This is a genomic window from Lysinibacillus sp. FSL W8-0992 (genome assembly GCF_038008685.1).
Taxonomy (GTDB): Bacteria; Bacillota; Bacilli; order Bacillales_A; family Planococcaceae; genus Lysinibacillus.
Window position 1 is genome coordinate 37,415 of sequence record NZ_JBBOZQ010000001.1, and the last position, 21,359, is coordinate 58,773.

The 21,359-nt window shown below is 36.4% G+C and carries 16 protein-coding genes; 2 read left to right on the plus strand and 14 right to left on the minus strand.

Annotation, left to right across the window (positions count from 1 at the left end; all coding sequences use genetic code 11):
* Positions 1 to 90: 90 nt before the first annotated feature.
* The 12 genes from NSQ74_RS00155 to NSQ74_RS00210 form a co-directional block, all read right to left on the minus strand.
* Positions 91 to 927 (minus strand): transporter substrate-binding domain-containing protein, encoded by an 837-nt coding sequence (locus NSQ74_RS00155; RefSeq protein WP_340820923.1) that lies wholly within the window; start codon positions 925 to 927, stop codon positions 91 to 93.
* Between the two features lie 27 nt (positions 928 to 954).
* The gene (locus NSQ74_RS00160) at positions 955 to 1,701 is read right to left on the minus strand and encodes an SDR family NAD(P)-dependent oxidoreductase (protein ID WP_340820924.1); all 747 of its coding nucleotides are present in this window, start codon (positions 1,699 to 1,701) and stop codon (positions 955 to 957) included.
* A gap of 11 nt (positions 1,702 to 1,712) precedes the next feature.
* On the minus strand, positions 1,713 to 3,299 hold the full coding sequence (gene gcvPB, locus NSQ74_RS00165) for an aminomethyl-transferring glycine dehydrogenase subunit GcvPB (protein WP_340820925.1): 1,587 nt from the start codon (positions 3,297 to 3,299) through the stop codon (positions 1,713 to 1,715).
* Positions 3,300 to 3,321: 22 nt separating this feature from the next.
* Positions 3,322 to 4,710, minus strand: a complete 1,389-nt coding sequence (gene gcvPA, locus NSQ74_RS00170; protein WP_340820926.1) for an aminomethyl-transferring glycine dehydrogenase subunit GcvPA — start codon at positions 4,708 to 4,710, stop codon at positions 3,322 to 3,324.
* 22 nt (positions 4,711 to 4,732) lie between these two features.
* Positions 4,733 to 5,509, minus strand: coding sequence for an SDR family NAD(P)-dependent oxidoreductase (locus NSQ74_RS00175; RefSeq protein WP_340820927.1), 777 nt, complete (start codon positions 5,507 to 5,509; stop codon positions 4,733 to 4,735).
* 642 nt (positions 5,510 to 6,151) lie between these two features.
* The gene (locus NSQ74_RS00180; protein ID WP_340820928.1) at positions 6,152 to 6,484 is read right to left on the minus strand and encodes a type II toxin-antitoxin system PemK/MazF family toxin; all 333 of its coding nucleotides are present in this window, start codon (positions 6,482 to 6,484) and stop codon (positions 6,152 to 6,154) included.
* The gene (locus tag NSQ74_RS00185; RefSeq protein ID WP_340820929.1) at positions 6,484 to 6,900 is read right to left on the minus strand and encodes an AbrB/MazE/SpoVT family DNA-binding domain-containing protein; all 417 of its coding nucleotides are present in this window, start codon (positions 6,898 to 6,900) and stop codon (positions 6,484 to 6,486) included. Before NSQ74_RS00185 ends, NSQ74_RS00180 begins: the two co-directional genes overlap by 1 nt.
* 229 nt (positions 6,901 to 7,129) lie before the next feature.
* Positions 7,130 to 8,515, minus strand: a complete 1,386-nt coding sequence (locus NSQ74_RS00190; protein WP_340820930.1) for a sigma-54 interaction domain-containing protein — start codon at positions 8,513 to 8,515, stop codon at positions 7,130 to 7,132.
* A gap of 335 nt (positions 8,516 to 8,850) precedes the next feature.
* Positions 8,851 to 9,261: a hypothetical protein gene (locus tag NSQ74_RS00195; protein WP_340820931.1), complete on the minus strand. Its 411-nt coding sequence runs from the start codon at positions 9,259 to 9,261 to the stop codon at positions 8,851 to 8,853.
* 120 nt (positions 9,262 to 9,381) lie between these two features.
* Entirely contained in the window at positions 9,382 to 10,464 is a 1,083-nt protein-coding gene (locus NSQ74_RS00200) for a CAP and S-layer homology domain-containing protein (RefSeq protein WP_340820932.1), read from the minus strand.
* A 191-nt stretch (positions 10,465 to 10,655) separates the two neighbouring features.
* Complete coding sequence (locus tag NSQ74_RS00205) at positions 10,656 to 11,312, minus strand: S-layer homology domain-containing protein (RefSeq protein ID WP_340820933.1); 657 nt, start codon at positions 11,310 to 11,312, stop codon at positions 10,656 to 10,658.
* A gap of 79 nt (positions 11,313 to 11,391) precedes the next feature.
* Complete coding sequence (locus tag NSQ74_RS00210) at positions 11,392 to 14,883, minus strand: hypothetical protein (RefSeq protein ID WP_445669049.1); 3,492 nt, start codon at positions 14,881 to 14,883, stop codon at positions 11,392 to 11,394.
* 528 nt (positions 14,884 to 15,411) lie between these two features.
* Here NSQ74_RS00210 and NSQ74_RS00215 point away from each other — a divergent pair.
* On the plus strand, positions 15,412 to 15,936 hold the full coding sequence (locus NSQ74_RS00215; RefSeq protein WP_340820935.1) for a hypothetical protein: 525 nt from the start codon (positions 15,412 to 15,414) through the stop codon (positions 15,934 to 15,936).
* Positions 15,933 to 17,189 (plus strand): HlyD family secretion protein, encoded by a 1,257-nt coding sequence (locus tag NSQ74_RS00220; protein ID WP_340820936.1) that lies wholly within the window; start codon positions 15,933 to 15,935, stop codon positions 17,187 to 17,189. The genes NSQ74_RS00215 and NSQ74_RS00220 overlap by 4 nt, the downstream gene beginning before the upstream one ends.
* A 292-nt stretch (positions 17,190 to 17,481) precedes the next feature.
* Here the strand turns inward: NSQ74_RS00220 and NSQ74_RS00225 are convergent, their stop codons facing one another.
* Both NSQ74_RS00225 and NSQ74_RS00230 read right to left on the minus strand, forming a co-directional pair.
* A complete protein-coding gene (locus tag NSQ74_RS00225) occupies positions 17,482 to 19,329 on the minus strand; it encodes a tetratricopeptide repeat-containing glycosyltransferase family 2 protein (protein ID WP_340820937.1) in 1,848 nt (615 codons plus the stop codon).
* Positions 19,330 to 19,674: 345 nt separating this feature from the next.
* A complete protein-coding gene (locus NSQ74_RS00230) occupies positions 19,675 to 21,168 on the minus strand; it encodes an S-layer homology domain-containing protein (protein WP_340820938.1) in 1,494 nt (497 codons plus the stop codon).
* Between the last annotated feature and the right edge of the window lie 191 nt (positions 21,169 to 21,359).

Genomic DNA, 21,359 nt, shown 5'->3' on the forward strand with positions numbered 1-21,359 from the left:
ATTGGTATAGAAGATTAATGTTTTTTGAATATTCAAATTATTTTACCTAGAATTAATCTATAATACTAGGTAAAATAATTTAGGATTGGATTACTCTAATAGATCTTTGCCAAACCATTTTGTACTTATGTCTTTATACGTTCCATCTGCAACCATATCTGCAATTGCTTTATTAATTGCTTCTAATAACACTTGATTGTCCTTTTTAATAGCTACTGCAATTTCTTCTCTTTTAATTTCTTCTCCTACTGTTTGAATTTCTAAACCTGATTCTTTCATCGCGGAAATCCCTACTATTTTATCTGTAATTACTGCGTCTAAACGTCCTGGAGGAAGGTCTTGTAATGCATATATCTCACTAGGAAATTCTTTAATTTTATCTGTATATTTTTTTGCATCTTCAACATAAGTACTAGCTTGCATAACACCGATTGTCTTTCCCTTTAAGTCATCTAACGATTTAATATCTTTATTTTTACTTGAAATAAATACTGTAGCGCCCGAAATATAATATGGATCTGAGAAATCAACCTGTTTTGCTCTCTCCTCAGTAGCTGTCATACTCCCTATAATTGCATCATATTTCTCTCCTCGTAACCCTTGGAGGATCGTTTCCCATGGATTTGTAACAGGGTTTGGTTCAAGGCCAATTCTCTTTGCAATTTCATTGCCAATTTCTACATCAAAACCAACTAATTTTTCATTTTCCTTATAATTTAATGGCTTTAGTAAGCCACTCATTGCAAAAGTTAACTTTCCATCATTCACTAATTTCATATCTGATGTTGTGCTTTTTTCTTCGCCTGCTTTCGTTTCTCCTTCACTACTTGCAGATGTTTCAATTTGTACATTCGAATCTTTTTCTGAACACGCAACCATCAATGAAGCAACTAACACCAATAAAAAATAGAATAGACTTTTCTTCATAAAATACCAATCCCCCTCGTTTTATGATTAAGCTAATTCTCCACCATCAATGGCAATTGTTTGCCCTGTAATATAAGCAGATTCATCTGAAGCAAGGAAGGCATACAACGCCCCTATTTCTTTTGGATCTGCATGCCGTTTTAAAGGAATACCTTCATTTACAACCTCTAACATTTCAGGAGTATACTCAGCCATTTGCATCGGTGTTAATACATACCCTGGACATATTGTGTTCACTCGAATGATTGGAGCCAATTCTAATGCCATCGTTTTTGCTAAAAGATTAACGCCTGCTTTTGAAGCGTTATAGTCTGCATAGAATGGATGTCCCGTAACACCATTTGTAGAGGCTGTCATGAGTATAACGCCTTTCCCCTGTTCAACCATGATTTTTGCAGCGGCTTGAGATGTATAAAACACACCATTTAAATTAATGTTTAAAACTTTATTCCATTGTTCTGGATTAATATCAAGGAATTTAGAGCGAACGCTAATCCCTGCATTTGCAATAAAAACGTCCACTCCCCCTAAATCCTCTTTAATTTTTTTAAAGACAGCGTTTACACTTGCAGGGTTACTAACATCCACTACATATCCTTTGGCAATTCCTTTGTTTTCTTTTATAGACTTTTCAATACTTTCTTCATTAATATCTAAAATAGCGACGACAGAACCTTCTTCTACAAAGCGTTGTGCTGTGGCTAATCCTATACCACTTGCTCCTCCTGTAATGACTACTCTCTTCTTTTTTAAACTACTATGCCTTGTTGTCATCAAATTACCCCCTAACGGTTATTACTTGTTAATTCCGCTTCATTTTTCACCTTTTCTTGATATACCCGCCATGAAGTACACCATTTTGCGGGATTATCTAAATAATCTGCTTCGATTAATTGATGAATGGTACTATTTTGCGGTGCATTTTTCACTACCTCTGGATTTTCATATGCTTCCTTTGAAATTTGTTCAAGTGCCTGGATATATTCATCTAAATCTGCTTTAGAGTAGGATTCTGTTGGTTCTAGTGTGAATGGTTGTGGCACAATGTATGGATGATGACTTGTCCAGTAATGTAAACCAAAGTCTGTCATACGACGCTGTACATCCTCTGTTGTGACACCTGTTTCCTTCTCCAACTGCTCCCAGCTATAACGCACCTGTTCCAGTCGTTGCCCTTGTACATAAGGTACACTTGCGCCACGAATTTTCGATACTTTACTGTATAAATAGTTATTATTTAGCACAGCAGTTTCTGCAACTGCTTTAAGTCCTTCTTGTCCTAATGCTCGAATCCATGCATAAGAACGTAAAATAGTTTGTGCAACGCCGTGGAAAGCGCGTACTTTCCCAATTGAATGCTCTAATTGATCATTTAATATATATTGATCACCACTTTTTTCGACAATCGGTCCAGGTAAATATGGTTTTAATTCCGCTGTTACGCCTAATGCACCTGTAGCTGGTCCCCCACACATATGTGGCGCTGCGAATGTTTTGTGTAAATTAAAGAAACACATATCGAAGCCTGCCTCTTTAGCACGTGTAATGCCTAATAAACCATTTGCATTCGCTTGATCGTAGTAACAAATACCACCTGCATCATGTACAATCTTTGTAAATTCTTTAATTTTTGAATTGTAAATTCCCGTATCTTCTGGGTTAGCTACAACAAAGCCAGCTGTTCGTTCGGATACAACTTCTTTTAACTTTTCAATATTAGGGAATCCATTTTCGTCTGGATGTAAAGTAATAATTTTATATCCCTTCACAACTGCCGTTGCTGCTTGAGATGGATGAGAGAAAATGGTTGTAATAATTTCATTACGTTGATCTGCCTCACCTTTAACTTCAAAATACTTACGTACAATCGATGCCATCGCAAATAGTGCTTGTGTGCCACCACTCGGTTGGAACGAGAATGCATCCATACCTGAAATGTCACGCATTGCTAAATCCATGTTATGAATGATTTCTAACATTCCTTGAACAGTACTAACATCTTGCAGCGGATGTAGTTCCATTATTTTAGAATTACGAATTAGTAACTCGTTAATTTTCGGAATGTACTTCATCGTACAAGTACCTTGACCAATTTCTACATTAAAATCCGACCCTAATGTTTCTTGTGAAAGACGAACATAATGGCGTAATACACGGGCTTGGCCGATTTCTGGTAAGTTCGGCTTACTTGCTCGCTTTATATTTTTCGGTAGAACTGAAACGCCATCACCCACTACATCTACAACTTCTTGTGAAGCTTGCGGTACTTCGACTCCAACTTCACCTGGTTGATGTAGCTCGAAAATAATAGGCTCATTCCACTTGGCTTGATGAAAATCTATATTGACAGACTGTCTTTGAATTTCTAACATGCTAATACTCCTTTCTACCTCATTATTTCGTCACAATTTTTGATAAAACACTTACTAGTTTGTCGATATCTTCTTTCGTATGCACTTCAGTTACACAACAAAGTGCCGACTGACCATATTGAGGAAACTCTTTCGAAAGGTCCTTCCCTCCAAAAATCTTGTGCTCTAATAATTGTGCATTGATTTCTTCGACAGTTAAGCCTGTATCATTAAAGTCGATAATAAATTCCTTGAAAAATGGCGATGTAATTCTCGAACCTCTAATGTTCTGAATTTTATTAAGTTGCATTACTGCGTACTGACTATTTTGCATAATTGCTTGACCTAATTCGTACATCCCGTTTGGTCCCATTAACGATAAATAAACACCTGCTGTAATGCCCCAAAGAGCTGTTTGCGTACCGACAGATTCTTTACCGTTTTCTCTATCTGCAAAAGATGTACGGTCATATGCAATATCACCAAAACCATACTCTCCTTGTTTTACAGTCGGAATAATGCCAAATAATCGTGATGGATATTCATTTACGAATTTCGGATCATTATGTGTCGCAATAAAACCTGCCTGCCCTCCACTAAAATTCATATGCATTCCTAGTGGTTGAAGGTCTCCACATACAATATCAGCTCCATATTGACTTGGTGGTGCCAGTATTCCAAGTGAAATTGGATCAACCCCAACTACGATTATTGCTCCGTATTTTTTTGCAAGATTTGAAATCTCTTGCCCTTGTGATTCAATAAATCCTAAATAGGATGGATTTTCGAAATAGATCGCCGCAACATCATTAGATAATTTTCTTTCTAAATCTGCTAAATCCATTAATCCTGTATTAAGATTAAAATGCACATCTTCAAATGCTAATTGAGGTGTTCCATAGTTTGTAATAATCTTTTTTCTCTCAGGTGAAACTGTACTAGCAAGTAAAACTTTAGTACGTTTAGTAATACGACTAGCCATACGAATCGAAGTAGCTGCAGCCTGTGCCCAATCAAATGTTGGTACATTCACTACTTCCATATCGACAAGTTCTGCCATAAGACTTTGGTATTCAAATAAAGCTTGGAAACGACCATGATCTTCGTATGGTTCACCCGCATAAGCAGTTAAAAATTCAGCTCTTTGATTCACCTCATCACATACTGCCGGAATAAAATGTTGCCAACAACCAGCCCCTAAAAAGTTAAGATATTCATTAGTGCTTATATTTTTATTTAATAGCCCTTCAATATGTCGTCGTAGCTCCAATTCATTCAATGCTTTCGGGATATTCATTGTTCCTTTATACTGTAAGTCGTCAGGAATGCAAGAATAGAGTTCTTTAATAGAATGCACACCAATTTCGTCTAACATTTCTTGTTTTACTTCAGGTACCATATTTGGAATGTATGGATGAACTTTTTTACTCATATAAAATACCTCCTATAATTTTTTATGCTAAGCCGCCACCATCAACGGTTAATGTAGTTCCTGTAACCCAAGCGGACAAACCACTTGCAAGGAATAGTACCCCCTTCGCAATATCTTCAGGTGTTCCCAACCTTGCCAATGGTCTATCAACCGCTGAACTACGAAGAAAACTAGATTCTTCTATATTTAATTGTTTTGCCTCACCTCGAAGTAGCGGCGTATCTGTATCTCCAGGGCAAATACAATTTACACGAATGTTCTCTGATCCATGGTCAATAGCCATAGCTTTTGTTAAATTTACAACCCCTGCTTTCGCAGCGCAGTAAGATGCAGCTTTGTCTCCACCTTTTAATCCCCAACCAGAACCGGTATTGATAATACTGCTGCCGCCGCCATGGTTTCGCATAAGGGGAATTAAATATTTTGAAAGAAGATAAACGCCTTTTAAAGAAACATTAATTACCGCATCCCAATCCGATTCTTCTAAGTCCACCACTGTTTTTCTACGAATAATGCCTGCATTATTAAAGAGCACATCGACTTTTCCATGCTTTTCTTCTATTAACTCCGCCACACGCTGGCAATCTTGCGAGTTCGTTACATCACACTTTACAAACTCAATATTTAAGCCCTCAGCCCGCAGTGTTTCTTCTGTTTCCTTGCCCTTCTGCTGATCGATATCAAGAATAATCGTTTTAGTCCCCACCTCACTTAGTAATTTAGCGGTTGCAAGACCTATTCCTGAAGCTCCCCCTGTTACTACTGCAATCTTCCCACCTAATTCAAAGTAATCTAGCAAATAAATGTACCCCCTTTTTTGTTTCTCATTTTATATAATGCAAAAATCATGCCAACTTTAAAAAGCTGATAATACGAGATTCATAAATAATAAATCATTATTTTTTGACACAGCTGTCATTTCAAATGCCGTTTTTGTCATAATATTTGAATTATTATTGAGTTGATAATTAAGGAAGGCGTTTACAAAGGGAATTTGCACGAAACTTCAAATTTAGAGGAATGTCTGTTTAGAAGTAGAATATGGAAACGAACAAAATATTGAAAGACGGCTCACTACATGCTTTTCCTAGTTGGTCTTCTTTCTTAAATAGTGCCGCTCAGGAAGGGGGAGGCCACAAGCACCAAAATATTGCTGTGCTTATCAGCAGACATACGGACTACACCATACATCACATAGAATGATAGACTTTCAATAATATAAGTGTAATCCAAAAATACCAAGAGGCTATGAATTAGCAATTGAGGGATATGTAATATGTAAGAATTTACTACTCATTTATTTACTTTCAAAATTGGGTTTCTTCTTATTTTATAAGGAACATAACAAACCTAGCTAAAATAGCAAGCTTGTTCCATTACCCTACTTCAATTGTTGTATGTTGATTTTTAAACAAAAAAAAAGCCTGTACGCGACAGGCTACTAGTAAAGGAATGCTTTAATTTTTGCCATACATTCCTCTACTACTTCAATAGGTGCTTGACCACGAACAGATAATTTCCGAGCTTTCCAATCGAGATTTTTCAATTGGTCAGTTAAAATTACGCCCGTAAAAACTTGGTTTTCCGGAATCTCTACTTCAAATCCCCATCCTTTTTTTGTATTCGTAATTGGACAAATAGTAGCGAATCCAGTTATTTCATTAAATGCTTTTGGTGATAGTACGATACCTGGACGGCTGCCTGCCTGTTCGTGCCCTGTTTGGGGATTGAAATCTAGAAAAACTAAATCTCCTTTGTCTGGAACGGTGCTCATTAAATCAGTTCCTTCCCAGCTACACCGAAGTCTATTGTTTCATGGCAGTTTTCCGGTTTACATTGGCTTAATAAGTCAGCAAGTTGATACTCTATTTTTTTCTTCTTGAGTACTATTTTTAAACCATCGACTGTTTCAATAATTTCAACCGCTGTTCCCTGCTCGAATGCTTTATTTTCTGCCATGTCTTTTGGGATTCTAACAGCAAGGCTATTACCCCATTTTTGCACTGATGAAGTTACTGTTCGCACGGCTAATTCATTACCTACTATAAATTTATCTAATTTATGTGTTGTCATTTTATCATCCTTTGGTGGGTCGCTTTTGTTCGTTAGACTTTGGTCATAGATACGTTCATTGTTGTTGTTCAATGACGGTTTATTGGGCGATGCAGGCTTCTTCGGTGTTTCATCCATTATAACAAGCCTCCTCTCTTTTGTGTATACATAGTATATACACAAAATCAAAGAATGATTCTTACATATATCCCATTTGCTTTAGATTATTTGTGACTTACAAAGTTACTGAGTGCCAGGCACTCAAACAATTTCACTTGCCAAGGAAAAATCCACGGCGACTCCTGCGGGAATAGCGCAATACGTGCCTGTGGAAAGCGCCCGTCCGTAGCAGAAATCAACTGCCCTCTTAATTACTTTTTAATTTTCTATAAAGAGTCCTTGTACTGATACCTAACTCTTCTGCAAGACGTTCCTTACCTGCAGCATCATTTCCGTATTCAGATAGTTTTTGATTAATTAATTCCATTTCCATATTTCTTAACAGTTTAGGAGGCCTGATGTGAGTATTTTGCATTCTATTATATTCAATAATATAGCTTGGTAAACTATCTTTCGTTAATTGCAAAGAATCTTCCATTACCATACTGTATTCTAAAACATTTTCTAATTCTCGTATGTTGCCTGGCCAATAATAAGCATTCAATTCAGCTAAAAATTCGTCTGTAAAATCTTTAATATATTTACCTGTTTTATGTTGAATCTTTTCTAGTAACGTAAAAATTAAGTATTCCATTTCACCTTTTCTTTCTTTTAATGGTGGCAAAGTTAAAGGAATAACATTTAATCGATAGTATAAATCTGCACGAAACTCTCCTCTTTTCACCATTTCCTCTAAAGGTCTATTTGTTGCAGCAATAATTCTTACGTTTACCTTTCTAGGTTCAATTGCTCCCACTCTATAAATAAGACCATTCTGTAAAACCGATAATAGTTTAGCTTGAAGGTGCAATGGTAATTCCGTAATTTCATCAAGGAATAACGTACCTTTATCTGCAATCTCAAAATATCCTTGTTTTCCTTTTCTTCTAGCGCCAGTAAATGCCCCTTCTTCATAGCCAAATAATTCACTTTCAAATAAAGTTTCTGGAATACTAGCACAGTTTAACTCTACAAATTCCCCTTTATGCGTAATACTGTTTGAATGAATATGATTAGCTAACAAACTTTTTCCAGTCCCCGTTTCTCCCGTGATGACAACTGACGATGAACTATTCGCAATGCTGTTTAGCTTTGTTTTAATAAATTGAAAATAAGGTGCATCCCCGAGTACATATTTTGTATCAAATCCGTTTTTTGTTTCAAATAATAAATAAGATCCCTCATTATTTAGAACATTAATAACAATTTCACCTAAACGAGCTAACCAGTATTGATATTTCTTTTGTTCAGTAGATAATTTCTTTTCACCTTCATCTGTAAAACTTACAAATGTTAAATACCCAAAATGCCGATCATCTTTCACTAAGTTCATCAGTATTTCTACTTTGGAAGGACAATTATTTTGGAACCTACACCCAGAACATGTTTTCATTTTTCCAGGTCTCTGCACGTATTGAAATGGCTCAGAATAGTACTTTTGGAAAAAGGGTAAATGTACTTGCTCTCCTTTTCTTTTTCTATATTCATCCGTTGCTAAAATTTTACCTTTCGCAGTAAAATAAGCTACTTCCACTTGTAACAAGTCTCCATATAAAATAATTATAGATTGTACTAACTTTTCACCATTTAACATAACATCACCCTCTCAGAAGTAAATTGAGTCAGTGGAATTTTACACGAAAATATCCTTAACTTTATAATTCTACATTCACTGGTGGGAACGCTTAATACGGCTATTTTAGACATGACATTCATCTCTAATATATACATACATTCAGCAAAAAAAGGGCCGTTCCTTTAAAAATCGTTCAACAAATACAGACATTCGAAGTCGAATATTATCAGAAATAGTTATTTTAATTTTGAATTAGAGGGGTAATGATGTGGAAAAAATATAACTCCCACATTTGTGAAGTACTTTGCGATTTTCACTTTCTGTAGAAGTTCGATTAACATATTCTTTATGAGTTAGATACGATAAAACCAATCTTTATTGCTTATAAATACGTCAGTGACATATCGGTAAATCCTCTCTTCATTTTCCCAAATCCATTTATCAATATGCTCCATTAGGGTTTCATCTCTATATTTATTTATCCCCATCATATACATAGTAAGGATTTCATTTTCTCCTTTTGCTTTCAGTCTACCTATAAGTGTGGTAGCTGAAGAATCATTTACTATTTCATAATATGTCCAAACTCCCGACCTATTGGACTGTGATTGCCAATTTATCATCTCTCTTAATTCAACATACCAATCAGGCAAGTTGCTTTGTTCTTTTAATTCGCCATATGCAATAATAAACAATTCAGCCATTGAATTATAATCATTGATATTGTTAAAGAAGTTATCAATATATGTTTTATTAAATTTCATAGATATATTCACCCCACTCCTTAGTACAATAGAAAAGCCCTACCATTTTTGGTAGAGCTTCGTTTAGTAGCCACATAGTGTGGTCTTTTGTTTTGCCTCAGACGATTACCCATTCACAAGTCATTGACTAGAAAATAGCTGGACCCAATAGTAAATTCCTTTGCTATCTACTGCAATCGCTACCCCGGTATTTGTATAATGTTCTCGCAAAATATTTTCTCGATGAGATGGCGATGCCATCCATGCTTTAACAGCCGCCTCAGGGCTTGGAATATTTCTACCTATATTTTCTCCTAAACTAGTATATGGATAATCGAATAAAGTAGCTAAATCCCAGGGCATGCCATAGTAAGGTGATTCGTGCTCAAAATAATGTCGATTCACCATATCCTGTGCCTTAATAACGGCGACTTGTGTTAAAGCTCCATCATAGGTAAGCAACGGGAGCTTTCTTTTTTGTCTTTCGATGTTAACTAAATTTAACACATCGTTAGCCATTGTCGCTGAGTAGTTTTTTGTCGGAATATAAGTTTTTGATAAATAGTCATAGGCTATTTCATAATTTGTTAGCGTCGTTGTAAAGTCCAAGCTTCGTTCCACTAAGGAGGCAAATTGCGCACGTGTTACTAATAGATTAGGTGCAAATTGTTTCGCGTTGACCCCTTTAATAATACCGACATCTGCAAGTGATTCAATATAGTCTTTCGCCCAATGGCCTTCATTAATATCACTATACTTACTATTATTTTGAGAATCTACCTCAATTTTATATGCGAGCGTTAACATTTTAGCGATTTGCATGCGCTTCAAAGGTGCATCTGGGTTAAAGCAATCACCATTTTGCAATATCCCTAATTCTACTAGTGCGCAAATCTCCTTATAATAAGGATGATCTGCTGTTAAATCTACAAATTTGGGCTCAGCAGGCACATCCAACTTCAGTTGCATAGAACGGGCTATGGCAGCTGCTGCCTCCGCTCTTGTAATCGCTTGCTCTGGCTTAAACGTACCATCCTGATACGTTGTCATATATTGCTTATCTAACATATGCTGAATCGAGCTATTCGCCCAATGTGAAGGCGAAACATCCTTTGCCGTCTCTGCCGCTAATGCAACGTCTGAGCTATTTGGTAGAGGTAAGGCAAATGGAGTAGCCAGCAAAATAAGCGACATTCCGACAATACTAGATACTTTTTTTAACATAGCTACCTCCTATTTATATGTATGGCGTCCGTTTTTTTAAAGTTCCGGCTTCCCATCGAGAATCGGATAATTGATTTTCTTTACCCATAAGCCTTATATATAAACATACCATTATTACCTGTTTTTTCCTACAATGATTTTAAAAAAATCACTCTAAAGATTTTGCTTTCCTAAGAGTGATGTTTGTCTTTCTATTCAACTCCAATAATGTATAAGTCATCGTCATTTTTTTGTAATATGCGATAAAGGAATAAAGCCATTTGACCACGTCGAACATCCGTATATGGTGAGAATGTCGTAGAGCTTGTACCTTGTGTAATCCCATAATCTAATAACGTTTGAATATAATGATTGGTTTCAGCATCCTTTGTAAAATCTGTAAAGGGAGCAGTTAATGATGTCGCTTGTTTTAAATGAAAGCCCAATGTCAACATTTTGGCCATTTGACTACGTTTAATTGAAGCATTTGGATTATAGTGCGTCCCTTTTTGGATAATACCATTAGCTGCAAGCGCTGCAATTGGTCCATAATATTGATGTGAAGTTGGGACATCACTAAAGCCAGGATTATCAACATTGCTCGTTTGTAAATGAAGTGCTTGCGCTAAAAAATAAGCTGCTTCTCCACGTGTTAATTGTTGATAAGGGCTAAACGTTGTAGACGTTGTACCAAATACGATTCCTTTGCTATACAGTTCGCTAACTGCATTATATAGCTCCATCTCACTATCGCTTTTTTTAATATCTACAAATGGCATTGCAGCTGCTTGAGTAGGGATGACTGCAACACAAGGTGCCACAACTAAAGCCGTAGCAAACGCCCATGCGTATTTTTGCTTTATTTCCACTGTCTTTCGCCCCTTTTAAATTGATTGACCTCTATAAAAAAATAACGAAAAGAGGGTCATGCCCTCTCTTCATTCTTTATTACAGCCCTAATTCCTTTATATGCTCTTGTAAAATACGATAGTTATAAACTAAATCTTGTTGTTCCAGTGATAGTGAACTATATAGTTTTTGTGCAGCAATCACTTTCTTTTCAAATGTCTTTGCATCAGGATCTAGTTCTGCAATAGCATCTACTACTTTGAGAACTGCAGCTATATCTTTTTCAGCATTTTTCAACTTATCGTAGTTGATAACCTGTCCTCTTACTTTGGAGTCTAGTGCCTTATATGCTGCTACTGCGTTCGCTACATCTTGGATATACGTGCTTGATGTTGGAGAAAGGCTAGCGATAAGCTCCACAACTTTTTTCACTTCGCTCATGTTTTTCTCTGCTTCTAGCAAGATGGAATAATTCGATACTCTTTGTTTATCTGTTGTATTTAAACTATCGTAATCTTTACGTACTGACTCAATCATACCAAAGTACATTTTATCGCTTGGTTTTAAAGCCGCAATACTCTTGTACACTTTAATGACATTATCTAATGACAGAAGCAACTGCTCATTATAAACGTATTTGCGTTGTGTAGCGTTTAAATTATCATACGCCTTTAAAATCTTTTGATATTGACTGTCCATATTTTTCGATGTCATTAGCTTATCAATCTCATTGATAACGCTAATAACTGGCTTAATAATTTTTTCTTGATCTTGTAATGCTTTGTAATTTTCGACTGCCATTTGTTGCTCTTTAGGTAATGCATTATAGGCTGCACGAATTTCCTCAATGCGTTTTACATATTGATGTGGCTCAATATATGGTAATTCCTCAATCATACGTTGAACATTTCCTGCACCTAAAATACTTGTTTCAGCAGCTTGTAACTGCTTATAGTTTGTAACATACTGCTGCATTTCCTTACTTAGTGCATCATATAATGCGCGTGCTTGTACAGTATCATTATGGAATGTTTTACTCGAAGCTTTTAGCTTGCCAATTAATTCTATAACCTTTGCTAACGGTTCATAGCTTTGTAGCGTTGCCATATTGCTGACATACGCCTTTTGGTCTTTTGTCAATTTTTCATACGCTTTTTGTGCTGCATTGACTTTACTAACAAAGCTATTTGAGCTTGGGTCTAAGTTATCTATTTGCACCATGACATTTAAAATTGGTTTTACTTGTTTTTCACGATCCGTTAATAACTTTACGTTTGAGACAAGCTTTTTTTGTCCTGTTGTTAATTTGTCATAAGCAACACGGGCATTCATTAATTTCGTTAAATAATTTTCTTCTCCAGGAACTGCCGCATCGATTAAAGCAATGACTGTACTCGCAGAAGTTAGCTCTGTTTCTGCTGTCACAAGCTTTTCATAGTTGATGATTGCTTGCTGTTTTTCTTGAGGCAGTGCGTCATAATTTGCACGAGCGGTTTTTAAATCGTTTAAAAATGTCTTACTCGTTGGCTTCAATGTTTCTATTAAGCCAATTAAAGATGCCACATCTTCAACAGCTGTTAACTGTTCATAGTTTGTCACACGCTTTTGGGATGCTGTATCTAATGCATTAAAAGCTTTACGAGCTGCTACTACCTTTTTCGTATAGTCTTTATTCGTTGGATTTAAAGCAGCGATTAAATTAATAACTTTCACAACATTGGCATTGTTTTTCTCGTACGTCGTTAATGTTTTATATTGCGTCACTAATTTTTTCGCATTTTTGTCCATGGCTTTATATTCTGCAGACAACTCCACTACTTTTGCGACAAATGTAGCATCTGATTCATTAGCTAACGCTATTACTTTATCATCAAACTGTTGAGCTGTAGTGATGTAACTTTCTGCTGTTAATAGAGCTGGATAGTTCGTTACTAATTTTTGTGCTTCAGGTGATAGTTTATTATATTCTGCTTTCAAGGCGGCAACGGTTTCTTTGAAATCTTTACGTGAAGTATTTAAAGCCAATATAGGATCGATGAGGCTCATCGCATCTACTTGGTCTTTTAATTTATTAGCTTTATAGCTTTTTACGAACTCACGCTTTGATGTATCCAATTTTAAATATGCGGTGTTAGCTGCCTTTGCCTTTTTTGTATAATCCTTCGCTGCTGGATCTAGTTTTTCAACAAGCGTGATGACATTTAACACTGCTTTATTTGAACTTTCCCAGCTCGTTAACTCTGCCAAATTGTTAACGATTTTTTTAACACTGGCTGCATCGATTTTTTGACCATCGGGTGCTACAGGCGTATTATAGGCTGCACGTGCTTCTTCGATTTTAGTGATTACATCTGGCGCTGTAGCAATGTCAGAAATAAGTGTTTCAATTGCTTTTGCAGCTGCAATATTAGCTTCAGCCAATTGTAAATCAGTCACATTTTTCACAAAATCTTTTTTCGTTAGCTGATCGTATTCCGCTTTTGCCGCAGTTACTGAAGTACGATACGCATCCGTGTTGGAAATACGTAACGCAGTAATTTGCTTAGAAACATTGACAGCTGCTTGATATGGCTGAAGGTCATTGTAATTCGATACTAAGCGCTTTGTATCTGCATCCTTTAAATTAATGTATGCTGTTTCTATCGCTGTTACAGCACTAATAAAGCTTGCAGCCGTTGGGAAATCTTCTGGTTTTTTTGCTATCAGTTGGGTAATACTTGCGACAATCTTATCTGCTGATGATAAGTTCGTTAACACATCTGTATATTTTTTATATGGCGTAGCTGTTGTATTGTTTGGATTATAGGCAGTAATAATTTTCTTTTGATCAGCTGTCAGTGTGCTGTAACTTGTCGTTACTTCAGTTGCTGCTTCAGCGATTTGAGTAGAAGTTGATGACGTATTTTCTAGTACGCTAACAAAAGCATCTAATTTAGCAGTTGTTACTTTCGCCGCATTTGCATCGTCATTCATTTTTACAAGCTTTGCGATATCTGCACCGTTCTTTTTAAAATAATTGTTACGCTCGGACTCGTCATAGCCATATTGGAGAGAGGTACCACGAACAGCCGATACAATGCCCTTTGCATCCTCAGCTTCTAATGCTGTATTCACGGCATCCTTAAAATCTTGTTGAACAGCAAGATAGGAGTTGGCATCTGAATCTGATCCTAAAAATGTTTCATAGTCTTTCTGAACTTTTGCAACATCCGCTATAAATGTTTTACTTGTATAAGATAATGCATTGATATTTTTACCAATATCAGTTAATTTCTTAACGAACTCTCGTTGTGCTACTACATAATCATACTTCGCTTCAATAAATGCTCGTTCATTTTCATTGAAATCAGTAGTGCTTAATACTTTTACATCTCCGTCTGCAATGACCATGTCATTTGCTGTTGATGTTTCTGAAAGCTTACCGAATTGTTCAATTGTTTTACTTCTCGAATCAGTTGCAGCAACGGTATTCACATAAGCTATTTGCTCAGTTTGTGATCCTGTTTGTGGTTGTGCTTCTTGCGCATTTGCAAGTGCAGTCGGTGTTAATAAAAGGCTTGTTAGGACACCCACTTTTAAAGGTTTCTTCAACTTGCTCATCCTTTCTTATTACGTTATATAGGAACATAGATATGTATCATTTATCGCGAATCTACTATCTTAAGTATCGGTATTTGTAACTTGATTTCAAGCTAATCTAGTAAACTCACGTACTTCCTTTACTAACTTACAGATAATTGCTATTTTTAGATAGAATAGACTTTTTAAAGGAAGTTATTGTTAGGATACTATATAATTGTATTAGACGCATTTATCCCGCATCGATTATACGGAATTGAGCCTAATGAAAGTCCCACCATATCGAGAAAATTCCTTAAAAAAACTAGCATTTATACTATGTCATTTACCAGTAACTAGGTGTATACTACATCTTTAATATTTAATTTACTAGAAAGGGAGCTAGATATGTTTTATCACTACAAGTTTTGGCATAGCTTAACGCACCCCACGAACTTTACACAGGCTATTGAGTCAGGAGAAATAAGGGGCTATAAAAAACGATCATTCACGGTTTTCATACTCTTTTTGCTCCTTTTTGTGATACGCGAGTTTTGGGGTATGGGCACTGAAAACTTAACAGCTTTATTTGCAATGAATCACCAGGATGAATACTATACAGCCCGTTTGCTATCAATGGTCGGAGCCATTGTTTGGGGAATCATTTATTTTTGCTTCCACTATTATGGCGTTACATATATATTACATCTATTAACGGACATTCCTTACAAATGGATTCAAAAAGTGCAGTTATACGTGGTAGCATTTTTGCTTATTGAAAAGGCCATTTTATTTGCAGTGTTCTATGCAGTTGGCTATTCTACATCGTTCTCCTTCTTTTCACTTGCTCCTGTTATACAGCAAGTATTGGATAAGGATGTTGTGTTATTCATTATTAATCAGTTAACGGTAACTACTGTGCTGACGATTATTGTGCACTTTACTTTCCTTTCAAAATGGGAGGAAGCGTCAGATCGTAAAGTACTATTAGCAAAAATTATCGTGCTCCAGGTAATAATGGCTGTTATTGTTGGAATGATTAGCGTGTTACCACTACAAGAATGGATTACAAGGGGGTTAGGATGATGCGTATTATTAAATCCAGACCTTGGACAAGCCTTAGTATCATCGTGATAGCGCTATTAGTTGGCGTGAATGCCTTCTTCGTTTTCAAGGATAATAGTAAAGTAGCGCGTTCCTATTTTGTTGATGAATTTCAACGAGCTACCGCTGGTGACCGTGTAGAAACGGTGAAAAAGGATGCAATTGTTGCGCCAGCAGAAACGTATACAATTTCTGCAGATGCAAAAACTTTATCAGCTGTAAATGTAAAGCGTGGGCAGGATATTAAAGCAACCGATCTTCTAGCTACCTATAAAACTGAGGAAGTCGACGATGAATTAACGAAGTTAGAAGCTGAACGGGATGCGTATGAAACCGAATTAAGTGATTTAGAATCTGCTTTATCACAAGTAGAATCTGAATTCGGAGACAAAACGAATCCGAAAAGTTCAATCAATACAGACCAAATTAGTGATAAATTAAATGTCACAGTTAAATTAGAATTAGGCCAACAAAATTCACCATCAACAGCTGTCGCTATTTTAAACCGTCATATTGCGGAAGCGACACGTCAAATTTCCGTAATGGATGCTCAAATTGCACAAATCCAAGCACGGCAAGGAGTAATTAGCCCTGTTGATGGCGTTATTTCCAACATTATCGAAGAAGCTGGTACGGTGACATTTGAAATTTATTCAACTGAAAAAGCATTGCTTGCTTACTTATCGGAGGATGAATGGCAAAAGGTTTTAGCGGGACAAACGGTAAATTTTGATTTACAACATTTTAAAGATGATTTATCTGGTGTAGTACTTGAAAAACAGATGATCGCAACAAATCATGACTCTACATGGGCAAATGAATTAGCAAAATCGGCGAAACTGCCGAAACCAACTAATTATGAAGTAACGTTACAGCAGGACGATGTGTTAGAAAATATTCCATTTTCAACAGTCGGTCAAGCTTCAATTGTTGTTAACGAATCGCTCGATGCTTATAAAGTAAAGTCTTCTTGGGTTAAAAAAGCAAAAGGTGCCAAGAGCGTATATATTATCGATGAAAACGGGAAAATCCGACTTGAAGATATTGACGTTGACTTTTCAACTGCAAATTCAACGATTTTCACAAGTTACTTCGATGAAGGCACACCGATTTTAGCTAATGAACAACGCAACATTTTAGCACGCTCCTTCTGCTCAATGCCTGTTAAAAAAATAGAATGGCAAAACTTCAAAGAAATTGGCTGGAAAGACTACGTCAAATACATTATTTTCTAAAACAAAATTAAGGAAGCTAGCCAGACCTAGCTTCAACCTAAAAAGGTAACAAGAGGTGTTCACTCTTGTTACCTTTTTTGTCGCTTGAAGTGTCCACGAGAAGTGCCAGGCACTCAAACAATTTACTATATTAAATCCACGTAGACTCCTGCGGGAACAGCACAAGTTGTAAGCATCAACAAACGAACGACAGTGAAGGTTGCGGCTTACACTGTGTCCGTGGAAAGCATAATGGAAAGTATCTATACGAAGTGCCAGGCACTCAAACAATTTTGCGACTCCTACGCACTTCTTATTTTGTAGCATTGTATTGTAGTGCTAGTTCTTTATATTCTTGAGCTTTTTGATATTGTCCTAATCGCTCATAACAGACAGCTAATTGAACATACGGTAGCCAAGTCCAAGCTGCATGGTCGATTAAATTGCCTTGCTTCGGTTGGTTTTTTACTATTATTGCTTGCTCATACCAATAGATAGCTTGATCATATTGCTCATCTACTAAAAACCTTGCACCTAAGCGACAACAACATTCTGGACGAGGCAGGCTATATGACAATGTTTTAAATAAATATTGCAATTGTTTATCAGGAGCATGTAGCATTTCATAACATTCGGCTACCTTTAAGCAAGCTGCTATTTCATCTTCTATCCAACCTTGTTTTGTTAATAAAAATTGATTATATTTTTCTACCGCTTCTTCGTACATAGCGTGATCTTTTAATTCATTTCCATAGTAAAATAAATCACGCGCCGAAAATTCCATTCCCTGATCTTCTCTTTGTTTATAGATTTTTATATTTCGGTCTGTATATGCTTTCTCTTTACGATGAGTAATCGCTATATTACGCTGTATTATATTGCCATGAACAGATAAGTATTCATGGACTGCTCCAATCCAAGTAAAATTGCACGAACGTTTTACTAGTCTGTTTCTTTTAAGGCTGTATGTCGGCTCCCCATTATGATTGAATGCTAAATGATAATCCATCATTACACTGTCCACTTCTTTAAAGCTTAGTTCTTTTGCTAAGCTCGAAAAATGTAGTCTTTCGCTTTCGTGTAAAATATCATCTGCATCTAACCATAAAATATAGTCTTTTGTTGCTTTGCTAAATGAAAAATTACGTGCTTTTGAAAAGTCGTCTATCCATTCAAAATCATAAATATCGTTTGTGTATTGCCTTGCGATTTCTTTCGTTTTATCTGATGAACCAGTATCTACAATGATGATTTCATCAACAAGTCCTTGAACGGAAGATAAACAACGTGCTAAAACTTGTTCTTCATTTTTAACTATCATACATAAGCTAACTGTTGCTTTTTCCTTTTTTTCAGTGAGGATTTCATCATTAAATTTTTGAGCACCAAGTAAGTCGGAATCACGATAAATATGAAATGCAGGAAAACGCGTATCTACAAATAACTGTAAATCCAATGCAGCTGCTCTTATGCAAAAATGTCGATCTTCGCCCCAAAAAGATAAGTTCTTCATCTGTTTAAAACGAACGCCTTTTAAAAGTGCTTTTCTACTTATTAATGTGCATGCACCCAACCCGCCCACTTCATATACCCCTGGTACTTTTAATTGCTTTATGAAAGCAGCAGTTCTATTTGCGATTTCTATTGGTTCCAATTTTTCTCCATTTTTTATTTCATATAATGTGTATTCATCCATCATCCAAACTTGAGGTAATGCTTCTATATCCTTTTGCCATTCGGTCCAGAAAACATTTGAAATGATGTCTTTTTGTTCATCCCATAAATTTTGTAGTGTACTCGGATACAGCATTAAATCTGAGTCGATAAGGAATAATCCATCATAGTTGAATTCGATAGCATGCTCTATAATAGAGTCTTTCATTTTTGCCACTTTTTCTATTAATGAATCTGTCCAATAATGTGTTTTATCATCTTTCATATAAATATCATTTTGTTGATCATTTTTAATAATTTTTACACGCTCGTTTTTTGATTGAAATGACGCTAAAAGTTCTGTCGATTGTTTATCGTCATTATCATCTATAAATAAAAAATCCACTACAAGTTCATCTTGATTTAACGATTGCAGTGAAGTTAAAAAATACGCCAAAATATATGGTTTTTGTCGCACAGGGCTGGCAATTAAAATATGAGGTTTCATGTAATCCTCCTTCATTAGATCCTTTAGGAAAACATAATGCTAACAATTTATTTTGTACTAAAGTGAATTAGGAACAATGGTCATAGTTATATCAATATTCATATTTCACTTGAATTGTTACAGTAATGAAGGTTTTACGTGGGCATGAAATCAGAAAAGCCCTCTTATATGATGCAAAAGTCAACGACAATTGACTTATTATCACATAAGAGAGCTCCATTTACCTAGGGTAACGGCGATTTTCTGGATTTAATCGGCGATTCCAAAGGTTCTATCAGCGGTTCACCTTAGTTTATCGGCGATTCCAGTTGTTTTATCGGCGGTTTCCGGCAGTCTATCGGCGGTTCACCATGAATTTTCCATATCTTGTTGCGTTGCTAGCTCGTAGTACATAGATGCTATACCACTTACTTCGTACATCATGCCGTGTACGTAAAGTTTCTCACCATTTGTGCCGTTTAGGCGAATGGCAAAAAGGGCCTCTCCTTTTCCAACTCGTTTAATTGTTACACCATCTGCTGAATTTTCAACCTCAACAATTTTGTGATCAATCGTTGCTCCTGTATATTGCTCGATGTTAACATCCTTAACAGTAAAGCCTATTTCACTTGTTGGAATGAATTCGCTACTTATTTCAACAGCTGCAGAAGTATACATATCAAAACCATCCGTTTCAGCGCGAATGCCGACGCGTACAGATTGACCTTTACCATCAGATAATGTAGCAATATAATCTCCTGCCTGAAGTAGCCTTAACTCGTAATTGCCGCCTTTCGGAATGCTTTCTTCCTCCCAACCGTCAAAATTAAATGGTTGATACACATAAACTTTATCACTTACCTCATATCCGTTTGCAGTTGTTAGCTGAATGTGAGCCGGATTAAAACCTAACTCTTCCTCAAAAAGCAGTGCTACACCAGGTGTTATTTCATCTGTTTGCTGGCAATTGAGCTGGAGTTTGCCGTCTACTTCTGTAACAACAATCTTATATTTTTGTGTCTCGACGACCTCATAATTTTCTTCCTTATCCATATTGTAGCCAATTAACACGAAGTAACCCGAGCCTTCTCGCAATGCCTCTACTGTTACACCATTTGTTGTTTGGTGAATTTTGAAAAATTCATGCTCACCATCAGTCGCAATATTGTCATAAGAGTAGGCATCAAGTTGACTTGCACCAAGTTCGCTTGCAGAAAATTTCTGTAAAACACGATTCGCTTGCATCGCCTCTATACGTTTAATAAACAATGCGAGCTGCGAACGCTTCACTGTTTCTTTTAAACCAAATGTAGTCGCTGTAATCCCCTTTGTAATGTTGTGTTCAAACAAAGGTCCAATTGCATAATACGCATCGGAGTATTTCACAACATCTGTAAATGGCAGTGTCCAATCTTCTGCATTATTGACTAATTGGTAGGCAGACGTTAACATACTCGCTAACTGTTCGCGAGTAATAGCTTGATTCACACCGAAGCTACCGTTCGCAAAGCCCGACGTAATTCCTTCATTTGCTAAAGCAGCAATTGCGCCATAGTATTCATCACTTTGCTGAACATCCGTAAAGTGTGGATCTATCACGTTTTGCGTATCTAACGCCAATAAGTTAGCTAAAATTTTCGCAACTTGTCCACGCGTAACATCAGCAAATGGCTTGAATGTACCATCTGAATATCCATTGATAATACCTCTTGCTGCTAAATCTTTAACCGCTGCTCCATATTCTTTCGACAGATCAACATCGCTAAAACCTTCTGCTGCCTGCGCTGTCGGTACCACGACAATGGCACTTGTTGCTAATGCCGCAACGATTGCTCCTTGAAATAAACTGTTACGCTTCATCCGCTCATCTCCCTACACATTTTATCTATCATACTTGATAATACGTGGAGGTAATAGTAAAAGTTTCATATTCTTCTATAGTTATGTATTTTGATGCTGTACTTACTATAAATAGCAATACCCCCAATGCTAGAGGTATTGCTTCATTTACAGAGATTTCTCTCCATCAAAAAAGCCTTGTGACCATGATG

Bases quoted from the DNA above. Each gene is read 5' to 3' on its own strand.
- NSQ74_RS00155 (WP_340820923.1), bottom strand. From the start codon at position 927: ATGAAGAAAAGTCTATTCTATTTTTTATTGGTGTTAGTTGCTTCATTG.
- NSQ74_RS00160 (WP_340820924.1), bottom strand. From the start codon at position 1,701: ATGACAACAAGGCATAGTAGTTTAAAAAAGAAGAGAGTAGTCATTACA.
- gcvPB (WP_340820925.1), bottom strand. From the start codon at position 3,299: ATGTTAGAAATTCAAAGACAGTCTGTCAATATAGATTTTCATCAAGCC.
- gcvPA (WP_340820926.1), bottom strand. From the start codon at position 4,710: ATGAGTAAAAAAGTTCATCCATACATTCCAAATATGGTACCTGAAGTA.
- NSQ74_RS00180 (WP_340820928.1), bottom strand. From the start codon at position 6,484: ATGAGCACCGTTCCAGACAAAGGAGATTTAGTTTTTCTAGATTTCAAT.
- NSQ74_RS00185 (WP_340820929.1), bottom strand. From the start codon at position 6,900: ATGGATGAAACACCGAAGAAGCCTGCATCGCCCAATAAACCGTCATTG.
- NSQ74_RS00190 (WP_340820930.1), bottom strand. From the start codon at position 8,515: ATGTTAAATGGTGAAAAGTTAGTACAATCTATAATTATTTTATATGGA.
- NSQ74_RS00195 (WP_340820931.1), bottom strand. From the start codon at position 9,261: ATGAAATTTAATAAAACATATATTGATAACTTCTTTAACAATATCAAT.
- NSQ74_RS00200 (WP_340820932.1), bottom strand. From the start codon at position 10,464: ATGTTAAAAAAAGTATCTAGTATTGTCGGAATGTCGCTTATTTTGCTG.
- NSQ74_RS00215 (WP_340820935.1), top strand. From the start codon at position 15,412: ATGGGCACTGAAAACTTAACAGCTTTATTTGCAATGAATCACCAGGAT.
- NSQ74_RS00220 (WP_340820936.1), top strand. From the start codon at position 15,933: ATGATGCGTATTATTAAATCCAGACCTTGGACAAGCCTTAGTATCATC.
- NSQ74_RS00225 (WP_340820937.1), bottom strand. From the start codon at position 19,329: ATGAAACCTCATATTTTAATTGCCAGCCCTGTGCGACAAAAACCATAT.
- NSQ74_RS00230 (WP_340820938.1), bottom strand. From the start codon at position 21,168: ATGAAGCGTAACAGTTTATTTCAAGGAGCAATCGTTGCGGCATTAGCA.